Origin of the sequence: Corynebacterium felinum (genome assembly GCF_030408755.1) — a bacterium.
GTDB lineage: Bacteria > Actinomycetota > Actinomycetes > Mycobacteriales > Mycobacteriaceae > Corynebacterium > Corynebacterium felinum.
Window position 1 is genome coordinate 3,181,959 of sequence record NZ_CP047209.1, and the last position, 17,229, is coordinate 3,199,187.

Annotated in this window: 14 protein-coding genes; 7 read left to right on the plus strand and 7 right to left on the minus strand. The window is 53.9% G+C overall.

The genetic code is table 11. The annotated features are described in order from the left end of the window. Positions 1 to 5: 5 nt before the first annotated feature. Complete coding sequence (locus CFELI_RS13360; protein ID WP_277103311.1) at positions 6 to 665, plus strand: TetR/AcrR family transcriptional regulator; 660 nt, start codon at positions 6 to 8, stop codon at positions 663 to 665. Positions 666 to 1,036: 371 nt separating this feature from the next. Here the strand turns inward: CFELI_RS13360 and CFELI_RS13365 are convergent, their stop codons facing one another. The 3 genes from CFELI_RS13365 to CFELI_RS13375 all read right to left on the minus strand — a co-directional run bounded on the left by CFELI_RS13365 (position 1,037) and on the right by CFELI_RS13375 (position 3,952). Further along, positions 1,037 to 1,849, minus strand: a complete 813-nt coding sequence (locus CFELI_RS13365) for a hypothetical protein (RefSeq protein ID WP_277103310.1) — start codon at positions 1,847 to 1,849, stop codon at positions 1,037 to 1,039. A 244-nt stretch (positions 1,850 to 2,093) separates the two neighbouring features. Further along, positions 2,094 to 2,807 carry an ABC transporter ATP-binding protein gene (locus CFELI_RS13370; protein ID WP_277103309.1) on the minus strand — a complete coding sequence of 238 codons (714 nt, stop codon included), beginning with the start codon at positions 2,805 to 2,807 and terminating at the stop codon, positions 2,094 to 2,096. 59 nt (positions 2,808 to 2,866) lie between these two features. Beyond that, positions 2,867 to 3,952: an ABC transporter permease gene (locus CFELI_RS13375; RefSeq protein ID WP_277103308.1), complete on the minus strand. Its 1,086-nt coding sequence runs from the start codon at positions 3,950 to 3,952 to the stop codon at positions 2,867 to 2,869. Between the two features lie 376 nt (positions 3,953 to 4,328). Between CFELI_RS13375 and CFELI_RS13380 the strand changes: the two genes are divergently transcribed. Next, positions 4,329 to 5,645 (plus strand): sensor histidine kinase, encoded by a 1,317-nt coding sequence (locus CFELI_RS13380; RefSeq protein WP_277103307.1) that lies wholly within the window; start codon positions 4,329 to 4,331, stop codon positions 5,643 to 5,645. After that, positions 5,638 to 6,273 (plus strand): response regulator, encoded by a 636-nt coding sequence (locus CFELI_RS13385; RefSeq protein WP_277103306.1) that lies wholly within the window; start codon positions 5,638 to 5,640, stop codon positions 6,271 to 6,273. The genes CFELI_RS13380 and CFELI_RS13385 overlap by 8 nt, the downstream gene beginning before the upstream one ends. On the opposite strand, the gene CFELI_RS13390 is transcribed toward CFELI_RS13385, so the two are convergent. The 3 genes from CFELI_RS13390 to CFELI_RS13400 form a co-directional block, all read right to left on the minus strand. Beyond that, the gene (locus tag CFELI_RS13390) at positions 6,270 to 7,508 is read right to left on the minus strand and encodes a Fic family protein (RefSeq protein WP_277103305.1); all 1,239 of its coding nucleotides are present in this window, start codon (positions 7,506 to 7,508) and stop codon (positions 6,270 to 6,272) included. The genes CFELI_RS13385 and CFELI_RS13390 overlap by 4 nt on opposite strands. 114 nt (positions 7,509 to 7,622) lie before the next feature. Beyond that, positions 7,623 to 8,654, minus strand: coding sequence for an HtaA protein (locus CFELI_RS13395; RefSeq protein ID WP_277103304.1), 1,032 nt, complete (start codon positions 8,652 to 8,654; stop codon positions 7,623 to 7,625). Positions 8,655 to 8,880: 226 nt separating this feature from the next. Further along, positions 8,881 to 10,374, minus strand: coding sequence for a DUF1846 domain-containing protein (locus CFELI_RS13400; protein WP_277103303.1), 1,494 nt, complete (start codon positions 10,372 to 10,374; stop codon positions 8,881 to 8,883). 272 nt (positions 10,375 to 10,646) lie between these two features. Between CFELI_RS13400 and CFELI_RS13405 the strand changes: the two genes are divergently transcribed. Both CFELI_RS13405 and CFELI_RS13410 read left to right on the plus strand, forming a co-directional pair. Continuing rightward, complete coding sequence (locus CFELI_RS13405; protein WP_277103302.1) at positions 10,647 to 11,606, plus strand: hypothetical protein; 960 nt, start codon at positions 10,647 to 10,649, stop codon at positions 11,604 to 11,606. Positions 11,607 to 12,429: 823 nt separating this feature from the next. Continuing rightward, the gene (locus tag CFELI_RS13410; protein ID WP_277103301.1) at positions 12,430 to 12,930 is read left to right on the plus strand and encodes a hypothetical protein; all 501 of its coding nucleotides are present in this window, start codon (positions 12,430 to 12,432) and stop codon (positions 12,928 to 12,930) included. 203 nt (positions 12,931 to 13,133) lie between these two features. Here the strand turns inward: CFELI_RS13410 and CFELI_RS13415 are convergent, their stop codons facing one another. Further along, entirely contained in the window at positions 13,134 to 14,402 is a 1,269-nt protein-coding gene (locus CFELI_RS13415; RefSeq protein ID WP_277103300.1) for a dicarboxylate/amino acid:cation symporter, read from the minus strand. Between the two features lie 526 nt (positions 14,403 to 14,928). Here CFELI_RS13415 and CFELI_RS13420 point away from each other — a divergent pair. After that, entirely contained in the window at positions 14,929 to 15,492 is a 564-nt protein-coding gene (locus CFELI_RS13420) for an SdpI family protein (RefSeq protein ID WP_277103299.1), read from the plus strand. A 385-nt stretch (positions 15,493 to 15,877) separates the two neighbouring features. Continuing rightward, positions 15,878 to 17,227: a tryptophan synthase subunit beta gene (gene trpB / locus CFELI_RS13425; protein WP_277103298.1), complete on the plus strand. Its 1,350-nt coding sequence runs from the start codon at positions 15,878 to 15,880 to the stop codon at positions 17,225 to 17,227. Positions 17,228 to 17,229: the final 2 nt, after the last annotated feature.

Genomic DNA, 17,229 nt, shown 5'->3' on the forward strand with positions numbered 1-17,229 from the left:
TATCTATGATGGCTCAGCGTAGGGGTCGCAAAACTGGCCCGAAACCGAAGTTTAGTAGACAAGACGTGATTGATGCAGCCTTCCGTGTTGGTGTCGATGATTTCACCCTTGCAGAGGTAGCGAAAGAACTCTCCGTTGCCCCTTCAGCGGTGTACCGCCTTTTCGACAGCCGCGATGCGCTCGTGCATAGCTGCATGAAACAAGCCGCCGAGGAATTAGCCCAACCTGTCAAAGAGGGAACTAACTGGAAAGATGCGCTCATGCTGTGGGCGACGCGCTGCTGGGACTTGTGCGAAAAATACCCCGGCCTTGCCTTAACTATCCTGCGCCACCCCAGCGCCATTGTGTATCTCGAAGAATATTTCAACTATTTTGTCCCCTTCCTTGTCAAGGCAGGGCTGAAGCAAGACGACGCCATGCTTGCCCTCGATTTCATTAGTGATACAGTACTGACCACGCATGTATCTGTTACCGCAATGAAAACAGCGAACGCCCAAGGACAGAGTGAACTTGATTTCCTTTTCGCCCACACCAGCGAAAACGCTGTGATCCGCCCCGATGAATCGTGGGCACAGCGCGGCTTTCTGGATCGCAAACTAAGCCTCATCATTGAAGGTTTGGCCGTCCACAGCCCCATCCCTGAAACATCAAGCACCACACTGTAACCTCAGTATTTTTTACCCACCACACCATACTCCCCACCGTGCTCACAACCTCACTACCACAGGTTTTATTCCACACGGTGGGGAATGTGGACTATACACCCATTGAGCTAGAGCCGTTGCCCCAAAAAACGCGCACCTATCAATGCGCACTGATTGATTGAAAATTAATAGTTAGAGTTTCAGCACAGAAGGCAAAAATTGACCTGCGGTTTTGCAAGTAGCACTCGCTCTATCTCTAACTGATAATTTCCACGCACCTTACACAGCGTGCACACAGCATGCCAGTTCGGGGGTCAATTACTCACAACAATTATTCCTCGCCCTAATGAGCAAGCCCACTACAACCCTCATAAACCCGTGAGCTGGGCTGTTTAGAACAACAGGGAAAACTGTTCACCCACCTTGGTGTCCACCTGCTTTTCCACGTCCAGCAAGGTGCGAGAAATCTTTGGCTTACGCCCAGGTTTGGTCACCTGCACCTGCTCAATACGGCACGCCAACTGCAGATGCTGGTCGCTTTTCATCGTGGCAAGCAGCTCTTGGACGCGGCGGACAAGCTCCTCCGTGGCACTGACCGCTTGGGAAGTTCCGTTCATCATTAAGAACACGGTGTCGGAGGAATCTTTGAAACCATCAAACAAGAATGTGTCTTCCACAATTGTTGTGAGCACTTTTTCTTCCCGAAACTGTGCCACCAGGCTCTCCGCATGCACACAATTGCCCACATAGTGACGGGTTTCCATGCCCCGCTGCTGTACTTGAACGTGGAAGGCATTGCGCTTTTTCTGCAGTACCCGCGCCGCGTTCGCGGTGGCTTGCTGCGCCTGGTGCGGCAGATTTTCCAACTGTGTACCTTCCCCAAAAAGCGTGGAGAGCACTTGGCATAATGCCGTGTCGTCGGCATCGCGCACCGCAAAATCAAGCTCAATGTCATTCGGGCGCTTTGGCCGTGGGGCAGCTGCCAAACTAAAACCAGTGGCGGTAGGAGTAAGCACCAGTGGGCGACCACAGTTACGCGCCACCCCCGACTTCGCCGCGAAAGCCTTCGCCGTGGCAGTGGTGGCTTGGGAAATATTTGTCACCAGCACCGCGAAATCACGGGCATTCATGGGTCGGCCATTATCGGTGGTGAAAACGGCTTCGGCACGCTCATGCTCAGGGGGCATAGGAGCTGTTGCGGTCATGAAAAATCTCCGTTTCACCTTAAAAACTGTGACACGCTTTCCTCGAGCCCCTCTAATTCGTCCTCTTTGATCAATCAGCAAAAGATAGACACATACATAAAGAAAGGGAAGAAAGCTACTGAACGCACTAATTTTACTTCCCTTTGCCACCTTCAACAATCACAACACCCCTCTTATCTGACCGCGCATACACACATGCACGGTCACAGAAAAGGGGAGCGGAATCGAAACGAGAAAAACCGCATTACTTCAGCTGCGCATGGGTGGGATCAAGCAGACGCCCATCCCGCATTTCCAGCACCTGATCCACCAACTCCAACTGGCTCCGATCATGAGTGACCATCAGCGTAGCCAAAGAAAACTCGTGGGTAACAGCACGCAATAGTTCCACAATCTCCACCGACAAACGGTGATCCAAGGCCGACGTAGGCTCATCAGCAAGCAGCAGCGAAGGATTACCCATCAACGCACGCGCAATATTCACACGCTGACGCTGACCACCAGAAAGCTGACTCATCGAACGCGAACCAAAACCACCAAGACCCACCTGCTCCAACAGCTCCTCGGCACGCACCCGGCGCGCCTTTAAGGCTTTGCCGCGCAGGCCACGGATGTGGTCGGTGATGAGTAGTTGTTCGGCGGCGGTCAGTGAGCCCAGCAGGTTAGGGGATTGGAAGACAATGCCGATGTTGTGGGCGCGCAGGTGGGCGGCCTGGTCTTCGGTGATGGTGGTGATGTCGTTGCCTTCAAAGGTGACCGTGCCGCTCGTGGGTGTGGTGAGGGTGGCGGCAACGGAGAGGAGGGTGGATTTACCGGAACCGGATTCGCCCACAAGCGCGGTCATGGTTGTGGGGTACAGCTGCACATTGGCCTTATTGAGGGCGATTACTTCGCTGTGTCCGTCGGGGTAAACCACGCTGGTGTTGGTCAGTTCAAGAACGGGTGTGGGGGTAGTCATGGTGTGCACGGCTTTCTGGAGAAAAGTGGGAGGGGGTTACAAAGGGGTGGTTGGAGGTGTTATTGGGCTGCGCCGAGTGCAAGTAGGGGGTTGACCTTTGATACTGTGCGTACTGCAATGAGCGAGCCAATAAGCCCAAGGATGAACACACCTACTGCGGGAGCGGCTACGGTTTGCCAGTCGCTGTGGAAAGGAACTGTGCCGGTGGATTGCACTGCCCAACCCGCAGCCCACCCCAATACAGCCCCGAGGAAACTGCCCACGCCGAGGATGATCGCGGACTGGGTGAGGGCGTCGATAAGCACATACCTGCGGCTGGCGCCGATCGCCCGCAGCACCGCAATATCGCGGGTGCGCTGCATTGTCCACACGGTCAGGAAAGAAATCGTCACCAGTGCCGAAATCGCATACAAAAAGCCTTGCATCGACCGCAACGAACCTTGCTCCGATGAGTATGCGGCAAGCCCGGCGAATGAACCCTTCAACCCCGTGACCACAGAATGCTCAGGCACATCAAGATCACCAGCATGGGAATCCACCGTCAACAACACCACAGTGCCCAGTGCCGACGTGTGCGCAGCCTGCTGCCAGGTGTGCGTATCTACCCACGCCACTGGCGAGTGCGAATAGTAGTTACTCACCGCGCCCTCAGGGGCATCAACCACACCCACAACAGACGCTTCTTGGCCGCCAAGAGTGATCACATCACCTGTTCCCACCTGCAATTTCCGCGCGAGTTCAGCTGATAGCACCGCGCCATCGCCCACAGTGCCGCCTGCAAACTCAGTACCCTCAGGGAGTGCTAAAAGTGCGCCGGGTTCAGCTGCATGCTCGGATTCGAGGCGGGTTTGGGATACGCCCAGTGGGATTGCCTTTTCAACACCTTCCACCGCACGCCAGGAGTTCAGGGCTTCGTCGCTGACTGCGGAGTTTGTAAACGACACCTCAGGTTCACTGGTGCTACTTGGGCTAACGAACGCTATTTTGTCGGGGTTTAAGGATTCCAACGCACCGGTGTTTTGCTTCCCTAAACCGTTCGTCAGCCCGGTAAGCATGACGATCAGCAGCGTAATCAGCACGGTGACACTGCCGATGAGCGCAAACCTAGAGCCGGCTTTGCGGATTTCTCGGATACTTAAAAACATCTTTTTACCTCGTCTTTTCTTTAGTCTCCACGCCTGGGATGGTGGCGCATAGGCCGATGATGTCATGCACGTGTTCGCACAGGTGCCTGCGCTTTTATGCTGTGCTGGTGTACCTGTTAGCGTGGTTGTTCCTCATAATCTCTATTCAACCCCTGCCACAGGGGTGTTTACATCGGCTAAGCGCCCGAAACTCCACTCAACCGGTTGGTTGATGAAGTATCAACCAACTGCCTTTGTGTGGTCGTGGGCACTACAGTAGGAATCATCTTTTCTTAGATGCCCTGAACCGCTCGTGGCGATCCCCACTGGCTTCATTCACCTTCACCAACCTGACGTAATCTTCCTTAACTTCCTTCTTTGCACTGAAAGCACAGCGATGACCCCACGCCCCAACGCACACTCCACCACATCACCGCCTGCCGATACCGGCTCTGGCCTGCACCACATCTTGGTCATGCTGCGGGTCAGCCTGCACGTCACCTTCGCATTCTTGCTCAGTGTCGCACTCATCCAAGCTCTCGCCGCCCGCGAATTCTCCTTTACCCAACCCGGCACCCTCGGCATCGTCGTGTTCACCGCCTTGCTCGCAGGCATCTACCTGGTGGGCACAACATGGGAAAACCGCAGCCTGGCCAGCCAAGCCAAGCTTGGTAGCCAGCTCAGCAGCACCACCAGTTCCGCTCCTCGCCGCCTCACTACTGTCTGGCTCGCAGCAGTGAGCATCGTGTGGGTCGCCCTCGTGGCGCTCTCGCCCTCCTTCGTGTGGCTTCTGTTCCCCCTCGCCTTTCTCTACCTGCACATCCTCCCCTTGGGTGTGTCCATTTTTGCGGTGATCTTCGGCTGGGGTGTTGCAGGTATCCTCCCCGCGCTCACACACCCCGAATCCTGGTCCTTGGCACACGTCATCGGCCCTGGTATCGGTTCTGTGTTCGCCACCGCCGTGTATTTCCTTTACCGTGCGCTGGGTCGCGAGATCGACCACCACGCGCAGATTGCCCAGCAGTTGCGCGCCGCCCAGGCCGAGCTGGCAGAATCTGAGCACCAGGCAGGCAGGTTGGAGGAGCGAGAGCGACTCAGCCGCGAAATCCACGACACTGTCGCCCAAGGCTTAAGCTCCATTGTGCTGTTGGCGCGTGCCGCCCAAGCGCAGCTTTCCTCCGGCACTACCGACGCCGTTGCCGAACAGTTGAAGGTGATCGCACGCCAGGGCCAGGCGTCGTTAAGCGAAGCTCGCCGTTTCGTGCGCGACCTCGCCTCCCCCGACCTCGGCGACCCCCTTCCGCGCGCCTTGGAGCGCATCATCGACCGCGCCCAAGAACGCGATACTGCGCTGGGCATTGCCCGCACATTCACGCTCGAAGTCACAGGCGACGCCAATCTTGTGCCGGAGCCGGTGTCGCGGGCGATTGTGCGCACCGTGCAGGAGGCGATCAGCAACATTCATAAGCACTCCAACGCCACCAAAGCTGTGATTACCGTAAGCATTTGGGAAGATGAAGTGCTCATCGATGTGATGGACAACGGCACCCTCGACACCGACACCCACAACCCCAACTTTGGCTTCGGGCTGAGCGGGATGCGCCAACGCATCGTAGACCTGAATGGAACTTTCGCAATAGAATTTGGGGTACACGATCACACCTCCGTGTCCATCAATTGCAAAATCCCCCTAACAAGCAGGAGAGATGACTAAAGTGAGCACCGAAATCCGCGTCATGCTTATCGACGACCACCCAGTAGTGCGGGCCGGCTTACGCGCCATCTTAGACAGCTTCGACGACATCATCGTCGCCGCCGAAGCCAGCTCCGGGCAGGGGATCACCGCCGCCAGCCTTGCTGAGAAAAACATTGATGTTGTTGTTTCCGACATCCAAATGCCCGACGTCGACGGCATCAGCCTCACCAAAACACTCAGCGCCGACAAATCCGCCCCACCCGTGCTCATCCTCACCACCTACGACACCGAAGCCGACATCGTCGCCGCCATCGAAGCCGGCGCACTCGGCTACCTGCTCAAAGACGCCCCCGAAAAAGCGCTTCACGACGCCGTCATCGCCACCGCGAAAGGCGAACGCACCCTCTCACCCGAGGTTGCAAAAGCACTGATGAACCGCATCAGCCAACCCCACGCCTCACTCTCCGGGCGCGAGATTGAGATTTTGCGCGCCCTCGAATCAGGGGCAACCAACCGACAACTCGCCGCGCAACTCTTCATCTCCGAAGCCACCGTCAAAACCCATCTCGTGCACATCTACTCCAAACTGGGCGTCGATAACCGCACCGCCGCCATTACCACCGCGCGGCAGCAAAAACTCATCTAAATCCCCAGCATCTTACAACCAGCGTCACTGAGCGAATACCGCTTCGGTCGCGTCGACGTTTCAGAAATAAGCCCACGCTCAGCAAGCTGACGTAAATATCTTCGTGTTTGCGTAGGGCTTTTTTCTCTCCATCGAGCAAGCTCCATCCGCGTCACCCCATCACCTAAACCACAAATTTCCACTTCGGCGACCACCGACAACACTAGAGCAAGATTTTTCTCCATCCGCCGATCACCTACCTGTGCCTCTTCTATCTTCTGCAGCACAGTGGTCAGTTGCTGTATCAAGACGTGCAGCTGCCCAATAACGCGCAGTTGTGCCCTGTGCACAAACTCTAGAAGTGTAGCTATAAATTCTGTTGCATCCCCCCGATTGTCTGGCTTTTCCACCTGCTCAAACGCGTTAAAATATTCCTCTTTCTGCTCATAAATAACAGTGGAAAGCGTCAACGCAACCAGTGGTGAGCAAATTTTGCTTAAGCTCAAACCCAACAGAAACCGACCACAACGCCCATTGCCGTCATAGAACGGGTGCGCATACTCGAACATGAAGTGACTTATCAATGCATTAATAAGTTGCGGGTTGTTCTCATCATGCAGGGTAGCCAGCATCATTTCTACTGCCTCAATGATCTTTTCCTCAGGCTCAATGCCACGATGAATCTCACCACGGGCAGGCGAAAAGACACTCACCTGTTGTGCGCGAAAAAGCGTGCCATCTAAGGCATCAGCTTGATCAATCTCACCTTCCAAGAATTGCAAGTAGAGATCTTTGAGCTGCTGGGCACTACTAGGAATATCCAGCGTGCCATCCCCTAATCGATGGAAAAGTCGTGCTGCGTGTTGAAAACGCACACTCTTTGCCCCCTGCGGCTTTTCAAGGCGTGCAAGTGCAACTGCCAGCTCTGTGTGCGTTGAGGGCACCTGTTCAATAGCATTTGTGTCCACCACCTCATTGGCAATCAGTCGCAGCATATAATGCCTTCGTGCAACAGGTGAAAGTCGCAGATACAACGTCGCAATCAACAGTTCATTGTGATAGATCTTTTCCATCATGCCCACAATCGGAACTGTGAGTTCACACCACAATGGCCATTCGGTTTGATTTCTGAAATCCCGAATCGGAAAATCCCACCTGATGCTTGTACCAGAAGTAATCCGCGCCCGATAAAGCTCATCAGCACGAGCTTGGTCACTGGCATGAAACTTTGCCTTGAGGCTGCGATATTGAGCCATGAGCTCACCACGTCTTCCATCAAAGTGATCATTTTGCTGCTTTATGACCACAATAACACCCAGAATGTCCCCCTTTGTGATCAAAATAGCCCATTATGATCATAAAGCACGGCGCTAGGAGCCGTGGTTAAACTTCAACTTCGCCACCTCAACAGAGCCGTTCTTCAACACCTGATCGCCACTAATTCCAGCAACCGTTCCCAACACCTGGCGCTGCATCTGATCAGGGCCCACAGTCGGCGACTGAGATACCAATGCGCTGAGTTCAAAACCGCCAGCTACCGGACGCAACCACGGATCAGCCACCGCCACCTCCACCGCACTAAAACGGGCAGTCATAATCACCATGCCCGAGAAACGCAGGACACCATCCCCAGCATCCGCCGCCTTAGTGAAACTAATCATTCCGCCGTGCATTGCCGCCCCATTCTTTGCATTCACCCCACCACCAAGAGTGCGTGTGAGTGCGGCGATGGAGTGGGCGTCGACAAGCAAATCAGGGCGCGTAGGCACCGTATTCGCACCGGGGGAGGGGTCGAAGGGGATCGGAATGAAGATTTCTTCCGCCGCATTTATGCTGCCAGCACCGGCATACACATAAATACCCCACCGATCACCTGGGGTTTTCTCCGGCGGATCAACCACAACCCGCGCCACGAAACTCCCATTATCTGCCATCGGCTGCGCCACCCGCGCAATACTGCGACGCATATCAATAGGGGCTGTCGGAATCGACTCCAACGTGCCTGCTGGCATTACCCATGCCATCCGATCATGCGGGTGCACACGGGCACTCGGGGGCGCACCTTGCGAAGGTTTCCAGTGTTCAGGCAAGGCTGAATACAGCACGAACACACCGTTGGGTACCCCTGGCGGAACAGGGAAAAGGAATCCGCCGCGATTAGCCTGCGGATCAAAGCCAGTACCGTAGACAATTAACGTGTCACCACGACGTACCGGACCACTGAGTGTACGACCCTGCTCATCGGTGACGGTCACACGCGGCTGTACCACATGCGCTGGGACGGATGCCGGTGGAAGAGCAGGGTGGTGATCATCAATCACAGGTATAGAACTAGCCTGCGGCGCAAGCCCAACAATGACGCCACATACTGTAACAGCGGTGAAAAAGGGCATGATATTCATAGTTTTAGGCTATCCTAAAAACTTAACTCACAGCACAGTGTTTTCCGCCACAGCAGGTCTACTTATGCAACATAGTTATGCATGTTTCACGTGAAACATGCATAACGATTTATCGTTGAACCAATGCATTTCTGCATGAAAAATGCACGCGCGCACGCGGGGTTTCTCCACTGAAGAAGATAATCCTCTCGTGCGTACGTACAGCTACACTTTCCAGCTGGTGCCTTTAACGCTTCTGGTACAAGGACTTGCGTTGGAACTTCGGATCACAGGTAACGAGCACACCGAGATTTCTAAAGATCGCTTCGTCGACCGATCCTAAAATTGTGGTGGTATGAGCATCGCAGCCACGCAGTTGCTTCAACTGTTCAAGGGCCAAACGTGATTCCTCACACGTACCCGCCGAAACCGACAGTGCAATGAGCACTTCATCAGTATGTAGGCGCGGATTGACCGAACCAAGGTGCTTCGTTTTCAACGACTGGATCGGCTCGATGGAATCAGGGGAGAGTAGGTGAACGGAATCATCAATGCCCGCCAGATGCTTGAGTGCATTCAGCAGCATTGCTGCGGAGCAACCCAACAGATCACTGGTGCGGCCGGTGATGATGGTGCCGTCGGCAAGCTCCATGGCACAACCAGGTAGCCCATCCTGCTCTTCAATTGCGCGTGCTGGGGCAACCACGCGGCGCATTTCAGGTGTGATGTTAGCCTTTGCCATCACGACCGCTGCCCGCTCCGACTGGGTGGAATCCAACCCATTACGTGCCTCATCCACGAGTGCTTTGAAGTAGCGGCGGATGATTTCCTGGTTCGATGCTTCACGGCATGCGTCATCATCGATGATGCAGTAGCCGGCCATATTCACACCCATATCAGTAGGGGACTGGTAAGGGGTTGCGCCGGTCAAGCGTTCAAGCAGTGTTTTGAGCAGTGGGAACGCTTCGACGTCGCGGTTATAGTTCACGGTCTGCTCACCGTGCGCGGACAGATGGAAGTGATCGATCACGTTCGCATCATTAAGGTCGACAGTGGCAGCCTCGTAGGCAAGATTGACGGGATGCTCAAGCGGCAGGTTCCAGATGGGGAAGGTTTCAAACTTGGCATAACCGGCATTAATTCCACGCTTGTGCTCGTGGTATACCTGCGACAGGCAGGTGGCGAGCTTACCAGAGCCTGGCCCGGGTGCCGTGACGACGATGAGGTCGCGGGTGGTTTCGGCATACTCGTTGCGTCCAAGCCCTTCATCAGAAACGATAAGATCCATGTTGGTGGGGTAGCCGGGAATCACGCGGTGGCGGGACACCTTCAAACCGAGGCGTTCGAGGCGTTCAAGGAAGGACTGTGCCAGTCGGTTATCGTCTTCCATCTGGGTAAGAACAACGTGTTCGACGAGGAAGCCACGGTCGCGAAAGACATCGACGAGGCGCAAAACATCGTCTTCATAAGTGATGCCAAGGTCTGCGCGCACTTTGTGGCGTTCAAGATCCTTGGCATTGATGCAGATGAGAATTTCGACTTCGTCGCGGATTTTTTCCAGCATTGCGATTTTATTGTCTGGGGTGAATCCGGGAAGAACGCGGGAGGCGTGCATGTCGTCGAAAAGCTTTCCACCCATTTCGAGGTAGAGCTTGCCGCCAATTTCTTCTCGGCGGGCTTGGATGTGTCGAGATTGCATCTCGATGTACTGGTCACGGTCAAAGCCAATCTTGTTTGCCATGGACTTTTATTTAATCAGATGCGTAGCAATTCTGTAAAGCGATAGAAAAAGATTTTCATGTCCCACACCTTTACCCCTTTTTAGGCAGTGAACTGCATTTTTCGCAGCCCACGCCTCCGACGCTGGATAGGCATCATCGCAGAACCAGAAAGCATGGGGCGCAGATCACATTCCAGTTTGTCCAACACGTGGGAATAAATCGGAACAGTGACAACGTTTTAGATAATGACAATCGCATTCATTGATATTTTCACAAGAGAAAGGTTTTGATTGTGCAAAATCTAAGCGCAAAGCTCGGGGCTGCTGCGATCACCGGCGCTATCACCCTTAGCCCAATCCACGCCATTGCCCAGACCTCCGATTCTTCCCACCCCATCACCAACACCATCACCGATGGCACCTGCCACATCCAGGTACACAGGACCAATCCAGATGCCGCACACTGGTATAGCTACGATATGAGCCCTGAACTGTACGTATTCCGTAAACTTGCGCTCTCAGATGTGACCTTGTACCAGCTCATTGACTCATACAAAAGACAAACTCGTCAGACTCCACAATCTAAGGAAATCCACGACAAAATTGTCGAGCACTTGCGCGCTCACCATGGTTTCGAACAACAAGACTATGCCAGCGCTATCCACATTATCCTCAACAACTTCGACTACATCCTTCTTGGGATTAGCCCTAAATCAATTATTAAAAATGAACTGGTCGCGATCAATCCTGAAGCAGCCAGGGAAGCAGTGAAGAACAACGAGGTACAAAAGTGGTTCACCGATGCAAAGCCAATCGATCTTGCACCTTTAACTTCCAAGAATTCTAGTGCTTCCTACAATGCCCTCCGCCAACAAGCGGGTGCCGACCACAATACATTCTTATCCACTTTGCGCAATGAATCCCGTGTCGCGTTCCAAGCCTGCGCGGAAAACAAGAACTATCCCGAAAAGGCAGGCAATGGGCAGGGGATGGGCGAGAATACCCCGGGTGGAAACAACAATGCAAACCCGCCTGCAGGCAACGGTGACAACAATCAGAACCCACAAGATAATGGTGGCAATGGTAATCAGTCCAACCCAGATAAGAATATGGACAACACCCAGCCCAACGGTGGTCTAAGCGTCGGCGCAATCATCGGTATTGTCGCCGGTGTCATTGCCGCAGTGGCAGGACTTGCTGCACTCGCATTCCCAGCAATCAAACCAATCCTCGACCGCATCCTTCCACGTTAACCTGCTGCCATCGCCCCTTTTTCAGTCACTTTCTTAGCTCCATCACCTCCTAAGATATCCATTCCCCCACAAGAGTTAAGGAAGTGACTGAAAAGGGGCGATCGTTTTTACTCACTGAAAACCATCACATTTCAATTGTGAACAATTGACTTAAGAAGTCTAGCACCTTCTAGTCAGCGTCAACTTTGAATCACACATTGAGGCTTAACATTAGAGCAAACCGCGTTAAACACTGACCTTTATTTATGAGCTTTGCTCCCTACAGTGACGCATTTTTCCATGTCCGCCAGCCCCTCGCTCAGTTAGACAATGTCCATCACCTGTGTGCCGACAACGTAGAAATTTCATGATTCCTTGGGATTTTGAAAATGCTGCAATGGCGCTGCCTATAAACTCTGTGTCCAGGACTCACCACTTATTTAAAGCAGCCAGCGCGGGAGACTGTGAGAAAATTCAACGTCGGTTGGCTTAAGGGGAAACCCTGGATTATCGGCATAAAGGCACAGGGCGTACCAGTTTGGCAGAAGCGGTGATCAATGGACATTAGCAAACCGTTGAACTTTTGTTAGATAGTGGAGCAGATATTGATGCATCGTGCACCGCACTCGGTTACACCGGAGTGATGTGGGCAGTTGAAAAAAGAAACTACCATTCTTCAAACCCTCATTGGACGAGGTACGGACGTCAATCGCGTTTCTTCGCATGAATTTTTGGTCACAGTGCCGCAATTCTTACTGCTAGTAGTGGCATAATCGAAGCCTCGAAGATTCTCATTAAAGCAGGTACTGACCTATCTTATCGTGATAGGCGGGGATATAATACGATGCAGGAGACCATCGAAAAGGGCAAAGACAACTGTCGTGTCTTCTTAGAATCTGTGAATGCGCCAGCACCCTTAAAGAAAACAGAAGACCAACCTTTGCTTTGGCCGGAACTATCATGGGATCCAACAGCGCTTAAACCGATTTGCCCGTTGCCTGAAGGGCTAAGCCACGAACAGGTGGTGTGGAGTTACATTCAGTCGCGCTATCACTGGGAGAAGGAAGCAAACAAACGCCTCAATGAGGAAAATTCCAACTTTGATCGTGAGCTGGAATTAGGCGTAGACATTGCCATGCTCCACCTCACGGACAAGAAGCGTGCGAGTCTTGGTGGAGCGATCGGGTGGCCGCCTAAATTTTCTCCTGGCTATGAACTTTTGGGGGTGTCGCAGGTGAAGCCGTCACGAATTGAAATCCATGTAAAACATCCACAGCCAACTAACTTCAACAAGGAGTACCAGTGGATTTTTGTGTGTCTGAAAAAGCGGTCAGTGGCGTATTGACTCTGGAAAGAAAAGTCTCAGTGGAGCCACTCAGTACACTTCCGGATACCTTGCCTAACCTTCTGTAACCTTTAATCCTTCGACAACACAAAACCCCCGCTGCCTTGCCTGTGGAAAATTCATTTCTCACTGGGGGAGCGGGGGATTCTTTAGTGATGTTTCACGTGAAACATCGCAACGGTGTGATGCCGACGTCGATACGCTTAAGCTTGGGTCGCATCTTTGTCTGCATCCTCAACAGCGCCGCCCGAAATGGCGACGGCGAGGCCAAGATCGTCAGCATCATCGAGCTCATTGCGGGTGATGTTGCCCTTCGCAAACTTGTCGATCACCAACCCAATCGCGCCGTCGCCGGTCACGTTGCAGGCGGTGCCGAAGGAATCGATCGCGATGTAAGCAGCAATCATCAACGCAACCTGCTCATCGGAGAAGCCCAAATTCGCCGACAGCAAGCCCACAGCAGCCATAATTGCACCGCCAGGAACACCCGGCGCGGCAACCATGGTCACGCCCAGCATCAGGATGAAGCCCAAGGCCAGCGGAAGTGGCAGCGCCATGCCATCCATGAACATGATCGCGAAGGCGAACAGCGTAATCTTCATCATCGAGCCCGAGAGGTGAATGGTCGCGCACAGTGGGATCACGAAGCCAGCAACAGACTGCGACACATTGTTCTTGCGTGCGCATTCGTAGGTCACGGGGATGGTGGCGGCAGAGGAAGAGGTGCCCAGTGCGGTGAAGTATGCGGGCATCATGTTCTTGATCGAAGTGAATGGGTTGCGGCCGGTGAGCGCGCCAGCAATCAGGTACTGCAGGGTGAGCAGCACGATCGAACCAATGATCGCGAGTACCAGAACCTTGGAGAATGCGCTGAGAACATCGACCAAATTACCGTTCATGCCCAGCGACAGGAACAGGCCGAAAATGTAGACCGGCAGGAGAGGGACGATGAATTTTGCAATCACCTTCATTACCACGCGACGCAGATCAGCAACACCGCCATACAGGGTGTCAGACTTCACCGTCGTCATTGCAACGCCCACCACGAAGGCGAGTACTAGTGCGGTCATCACAGGCATCGGTGCGGGAATCTCAACCGAAATATACGGCGAAAGCTCGCCCTCAGAAATGTCGGCAATCGATACATCGCCGTGACCAGCCAACAACCATGGGTAGATGACAACAGACGCCGCCCACGAAATCAGACCTGAAATCACCGCCGAACCGTAGGCAATACCAGTGGTAAACGCCAGCCACTTACCAGCGCCACGACCCATACCAGCAATAGCAGGAGTGATCAGGGAGAAAATCAGCACGGGCACGAAGAAGCCGAGGAAATTACCAAACAGACCATTGAAGGTAACGAAAACTCGAGCCAATGCTTCAGGGAAGAAGAAGCTGCAGATAATGCCCAGCACAATGGCGAGGACAATTTTGAACAACAGCGACGACGAGAGTCGACGTAGATTCATGAGAAAGATCCAAACTAAAGAGACGAATAACGACAAACCGAACATACGGCTTTGAGCCGAAGCCGACTCACACCCCCCTCAACAGCATTCACTTATTACAGTGTTGTGCATAATTAAGTAACGGGGGTCTGGGGCGACGAACACATCCGAAGCAGCGCTGAGCTGCCGAAGAAGCACTCCCTATAAACTTAGCGCGAGCTAAACACTTTTCATATATTCACTCAAGCACAACATAAAATTCACCCCTCTTTTTCGTCAAACCCCAAGCTCAGCAACCACCTACACCCGCGGGACAGCACGGGGAGATTGACAGCCACCCAGTAGCTATTATGCGACACAAACAGATTACACAGAGCATTTCTGGCTGTGCTGTGACTGGTTACGGGCTGTTATTTCTCACTGCTTTTTCTCACTGCCGATAAAGCCCTGTGTGGGCGAGGGGAGTATCAAAGGCTTTCGTGGGAGTTTGTAGCGTGAAGGCTTAAAATTTTTCAGGCGCTGGCTGTTCATCGCTAGAGTTGAAAGCATGATGATTCTCGGCAGTATCCTCGCCCTCCTCTCCGTTTTCCTCCTTATCGTTGGCGGCCTCGCGTGGACCCGCCACCTGCCGGGTAATAAATACGTCGGCATTAAAGTCCCCGAAGTGCGCAAATCCAAAGAAAACTGGGACACGGCACACCAGTTCGCCGGCCCACTGTGGGTTGCAGCCGGCGCCGCCATGGCGATTGCCGCCGTGCCCCCATTCAGCGGCATCTCCTGGCTTTTAATCTTCACCCTCATCGGATTCATTGCAGCCCTCTACTTCCTTGGGCTTGGCGCATCGCTGGCTACTCGCGCTGCTGGGGTTATGGGTCAGGAGCACGAAAGCGACGGCTGCTCCTCTGATTCCGGTGGCTGCTGTGGCGGTGCAAGCAACGCTGACACCGATGCGCACGAGCACACCAGCTGTGAGGATGAGGGGGATATGCCGTGCGAGACTACGGGCAGCTGCGACCCCTCCGGCTGCTCTGGTGCTGGTATTTGCAACGAAGCACCCACCACCATCGATCTAGCAGCTTTACGACGCGCGGCTGAAGAATCCGACAAATAGTCCCACTTCCGCCCCTCCCGCACCCTCCTCCTCACCCTCCCCAACCCTGACCAGCATCACAACCTCCATCTGTGGTGCGTGCGTGAGGTGGGGAACACAGGGTGAGGTTTTTTCATCGGGAGGTACACATGCGGGGTGGGGGAATATCTAGGGGTGAAAGGTTGCGTCGGCTAAACACTTGTGTGTAGATTTTTCAGTTAATGAATACTATGAACAACTTCTGGTGGTGGCGCGCGTAACCCGCGGGCCCCTTCGTTGTTCACTTTCAAGCCCACGGAAATTCGAAGCTTCAGCGCTTCTTTCGGTCGGGCCTAAATTTTTTTCTCCACCGCTCACCAAAAAGCCTTGAAGCTCCACTACCACTTAGAGCGAAAGGCATCACAACATGAGCGAGAACACCGTCCGCGAAACCCTCCTAGAGGCATACTTCGGCCCCTACGGCGGACAGTTCGTGCCCGAGAAACTCTACCCTGTGCTTGACCAGCTGGAAAAAGCCTTCGTTGAGGTTCTCGACGACCCTACCTTTGAAGAAGAACTCGACCACCTGCGCCGCACCTATCTGGGCCGCCCAACCCCAATCACCGAATGTGCGAACTTGCCGCTGGAAGGTCGTGGCCGAGGCACAGCCCGTATTTTCCTCAAGCGTGAAGATCTCGTCCACGGTGGCGCCCACAAGGGCAATCAGGTGCTCGCACAAGCATTGATTGCCAAGCGTTTGGGTAAAAACCGCCTCATCGCTGAGACTGGTGCTGGCCAACACGGTACCGCCACCGCCATGGTTGCAGCGCTGATGGGTATGGAATGCACCATCTACATGGGTGCAAAAGATGTCGCCCGCCAGCAGCCAAACGTCTACCGTATGCGGTTGATGGGTGCGACCGTTGTTCCCGTGACTAACGAGCACGGTGATTCCATGTCGGATGCCATTGATGTGGCACTCAACGATTGGGTGGATAATCTCGACACCACCCACTACTTGCTGGGTTCTGCCTGTGGCCCGCACCCATTCCCGAAGCTGGTGCGCGAATTCCAGGCAGTTATCTCCCGCGAATCGCGCGAGCAGATGCTCGAAAGCACCGGTGTGCTTCCCGACGTCGTTGTTGCGTGCGTGGGTGGCGGTTCGAATGCGATTGGTGCTTTCGCGGACTACCTCGAAGATAAGCCCGGCAACGATCGCGTGCGCCTCATTGGTGTTGAGCCTGCGGGTGAAGGGCTGGATTCTGGCCGACACGGCGCGCCACTAAACCGCGGTAAGGCTGGGGTGTTGCACGGCTCGCACACCTATGTACTGCTTGGTGAGGATAACGAGGTGCTGCACTCCCATTCGGTTTCTGCTGGCTTGGATTATCCTGGTGTTGGCCCTGAGCATGCGTACCTGCTCGATATCGGCCGTGCGGAATATGTTGGCATCACTGATGCTGAGGCGTTGCAGGCTTTCCGTATGCTCAGCCGTTACGAAGGTATTATTCCTGCGCTTGAGTCCTCTCATGCGCTTGCTTATGCTCTCAAGCTGGCTGAGGAGGCTGAGCGTAGTGGCGAGTCTATTAATATTTTGGTGAACTTGTCTGGTCGGGGCGATAAGGATGTCAATTATGTGCGCAATATCCTCGGCGATCTTGCCGGTGAGGATCCAGCTGTAACCGATGTGACTAATCCTCGTGTTGCTGAAGTTCTGGCAGCGATGACTTTAGAATCGAATAAGGCGGAAGGTGTGGGCAACCACGAAGGTAACTAGAC

What these genes read in the sequence shown, in the direction of transcription:
- CFELI_RS13360 (WP_277103311.1), top strand. Translation starts at nt 6, where the DNA reads ATGATGGCTCAGCGTAGGGGTCGCAAAACTGGCCCGAAACCGAAGTTT.
- CFELI_RS13365 (WP_277103310.1), bottom strand. Translation starts at nt 1,849, where the DNA reads ATGACCGCAACAGCTCCTATGCCCCCTGAGCATGAGCGTGCCGAAGCC.
- CFELI_RS13370 (WP_277103309.1), bottom strand. Translation starts at nt 2,807, where the DNA reads ATGACTACCCCCACACCCGTTCTTGAACTGACCAACACCAGCGTGGTT.
- CFELI_RS13375 (WP_277103308.1), bottom strand. Translation starts at nt 3,952, where the DNA reads ATGTTTTTAAGTATCCGAGAAATCCGCAAAGCCGGCTCTAGGTTTGCG.
- CFELI_RS13380 (WP_277103307.1), top strand. Translation starts at nt 4,329, where the DNA reads ATGACCCCACGCCCCAACGCACACTCCACCACATCACCGCCTGCCGAT.
- CFELI_RS13385 (WP_277103306.1), top strand. Translation starts at nt 5,638, where the DNA reads ATGACTAAAGTGAGCACCGAAATCCGCGTCATGCTTATCGACGACCAC.
- CFELI_RS13390 (WP_277103305.1), bottom strand. Translation starts at nt 7,508, where the DNA reads ATGGCTCAATATCGCAGCCTCAAGGCAAAGTTTCATGCCAGTGACCAA.
- CFELI_RS13395 (WP_277103304.1), bottom strand. Translation starts at nt 8,654, where the DNA reads ATGAATATCATGCCCTTTTTCACCGCTGTTACAGTATGTGGCGTCATT.
- CFELI_RS13400 (WP_277103303.1), bottom strand. Translation starts at nt 10,374, where the DNA reads ATGGCAAACAAGATTGGCTTTGACCGTGACCAGTACATCGAGATGCAA.
- CFELI_RS13410 (WP_277103301.1), top strand. Translation starts at nt 12,430, where the DNA reads ATGCAGGAGACCATCGAAAAGGGCAAAGACAACTGTCGTGTCTTCTTA.
- CFELI_RS13415 (WP_277103300.1), bottom strand. Translation starts at nt 14,402, where the DNA reads ATGAATCTACGTCGACTCTCGTCGTCGCTGTTGTTCAAAATTGTCCTC.
- CFELI_RS13420 (WP_277103299.1), top strand. Translation starts at nt 14,929, where the DNA reads ATGATGATTCTCGGCAGTATCCTCGCCCTCCTCTCCGTTTTCCTCCTT.
- trpB (WP_277103298.1), top strand. Translation starts at nt 15,878, where the DNA reads ATGAGCGAGAACACCGTCCGCGAAACCCTCCTAGAGGCATACTTCGGC.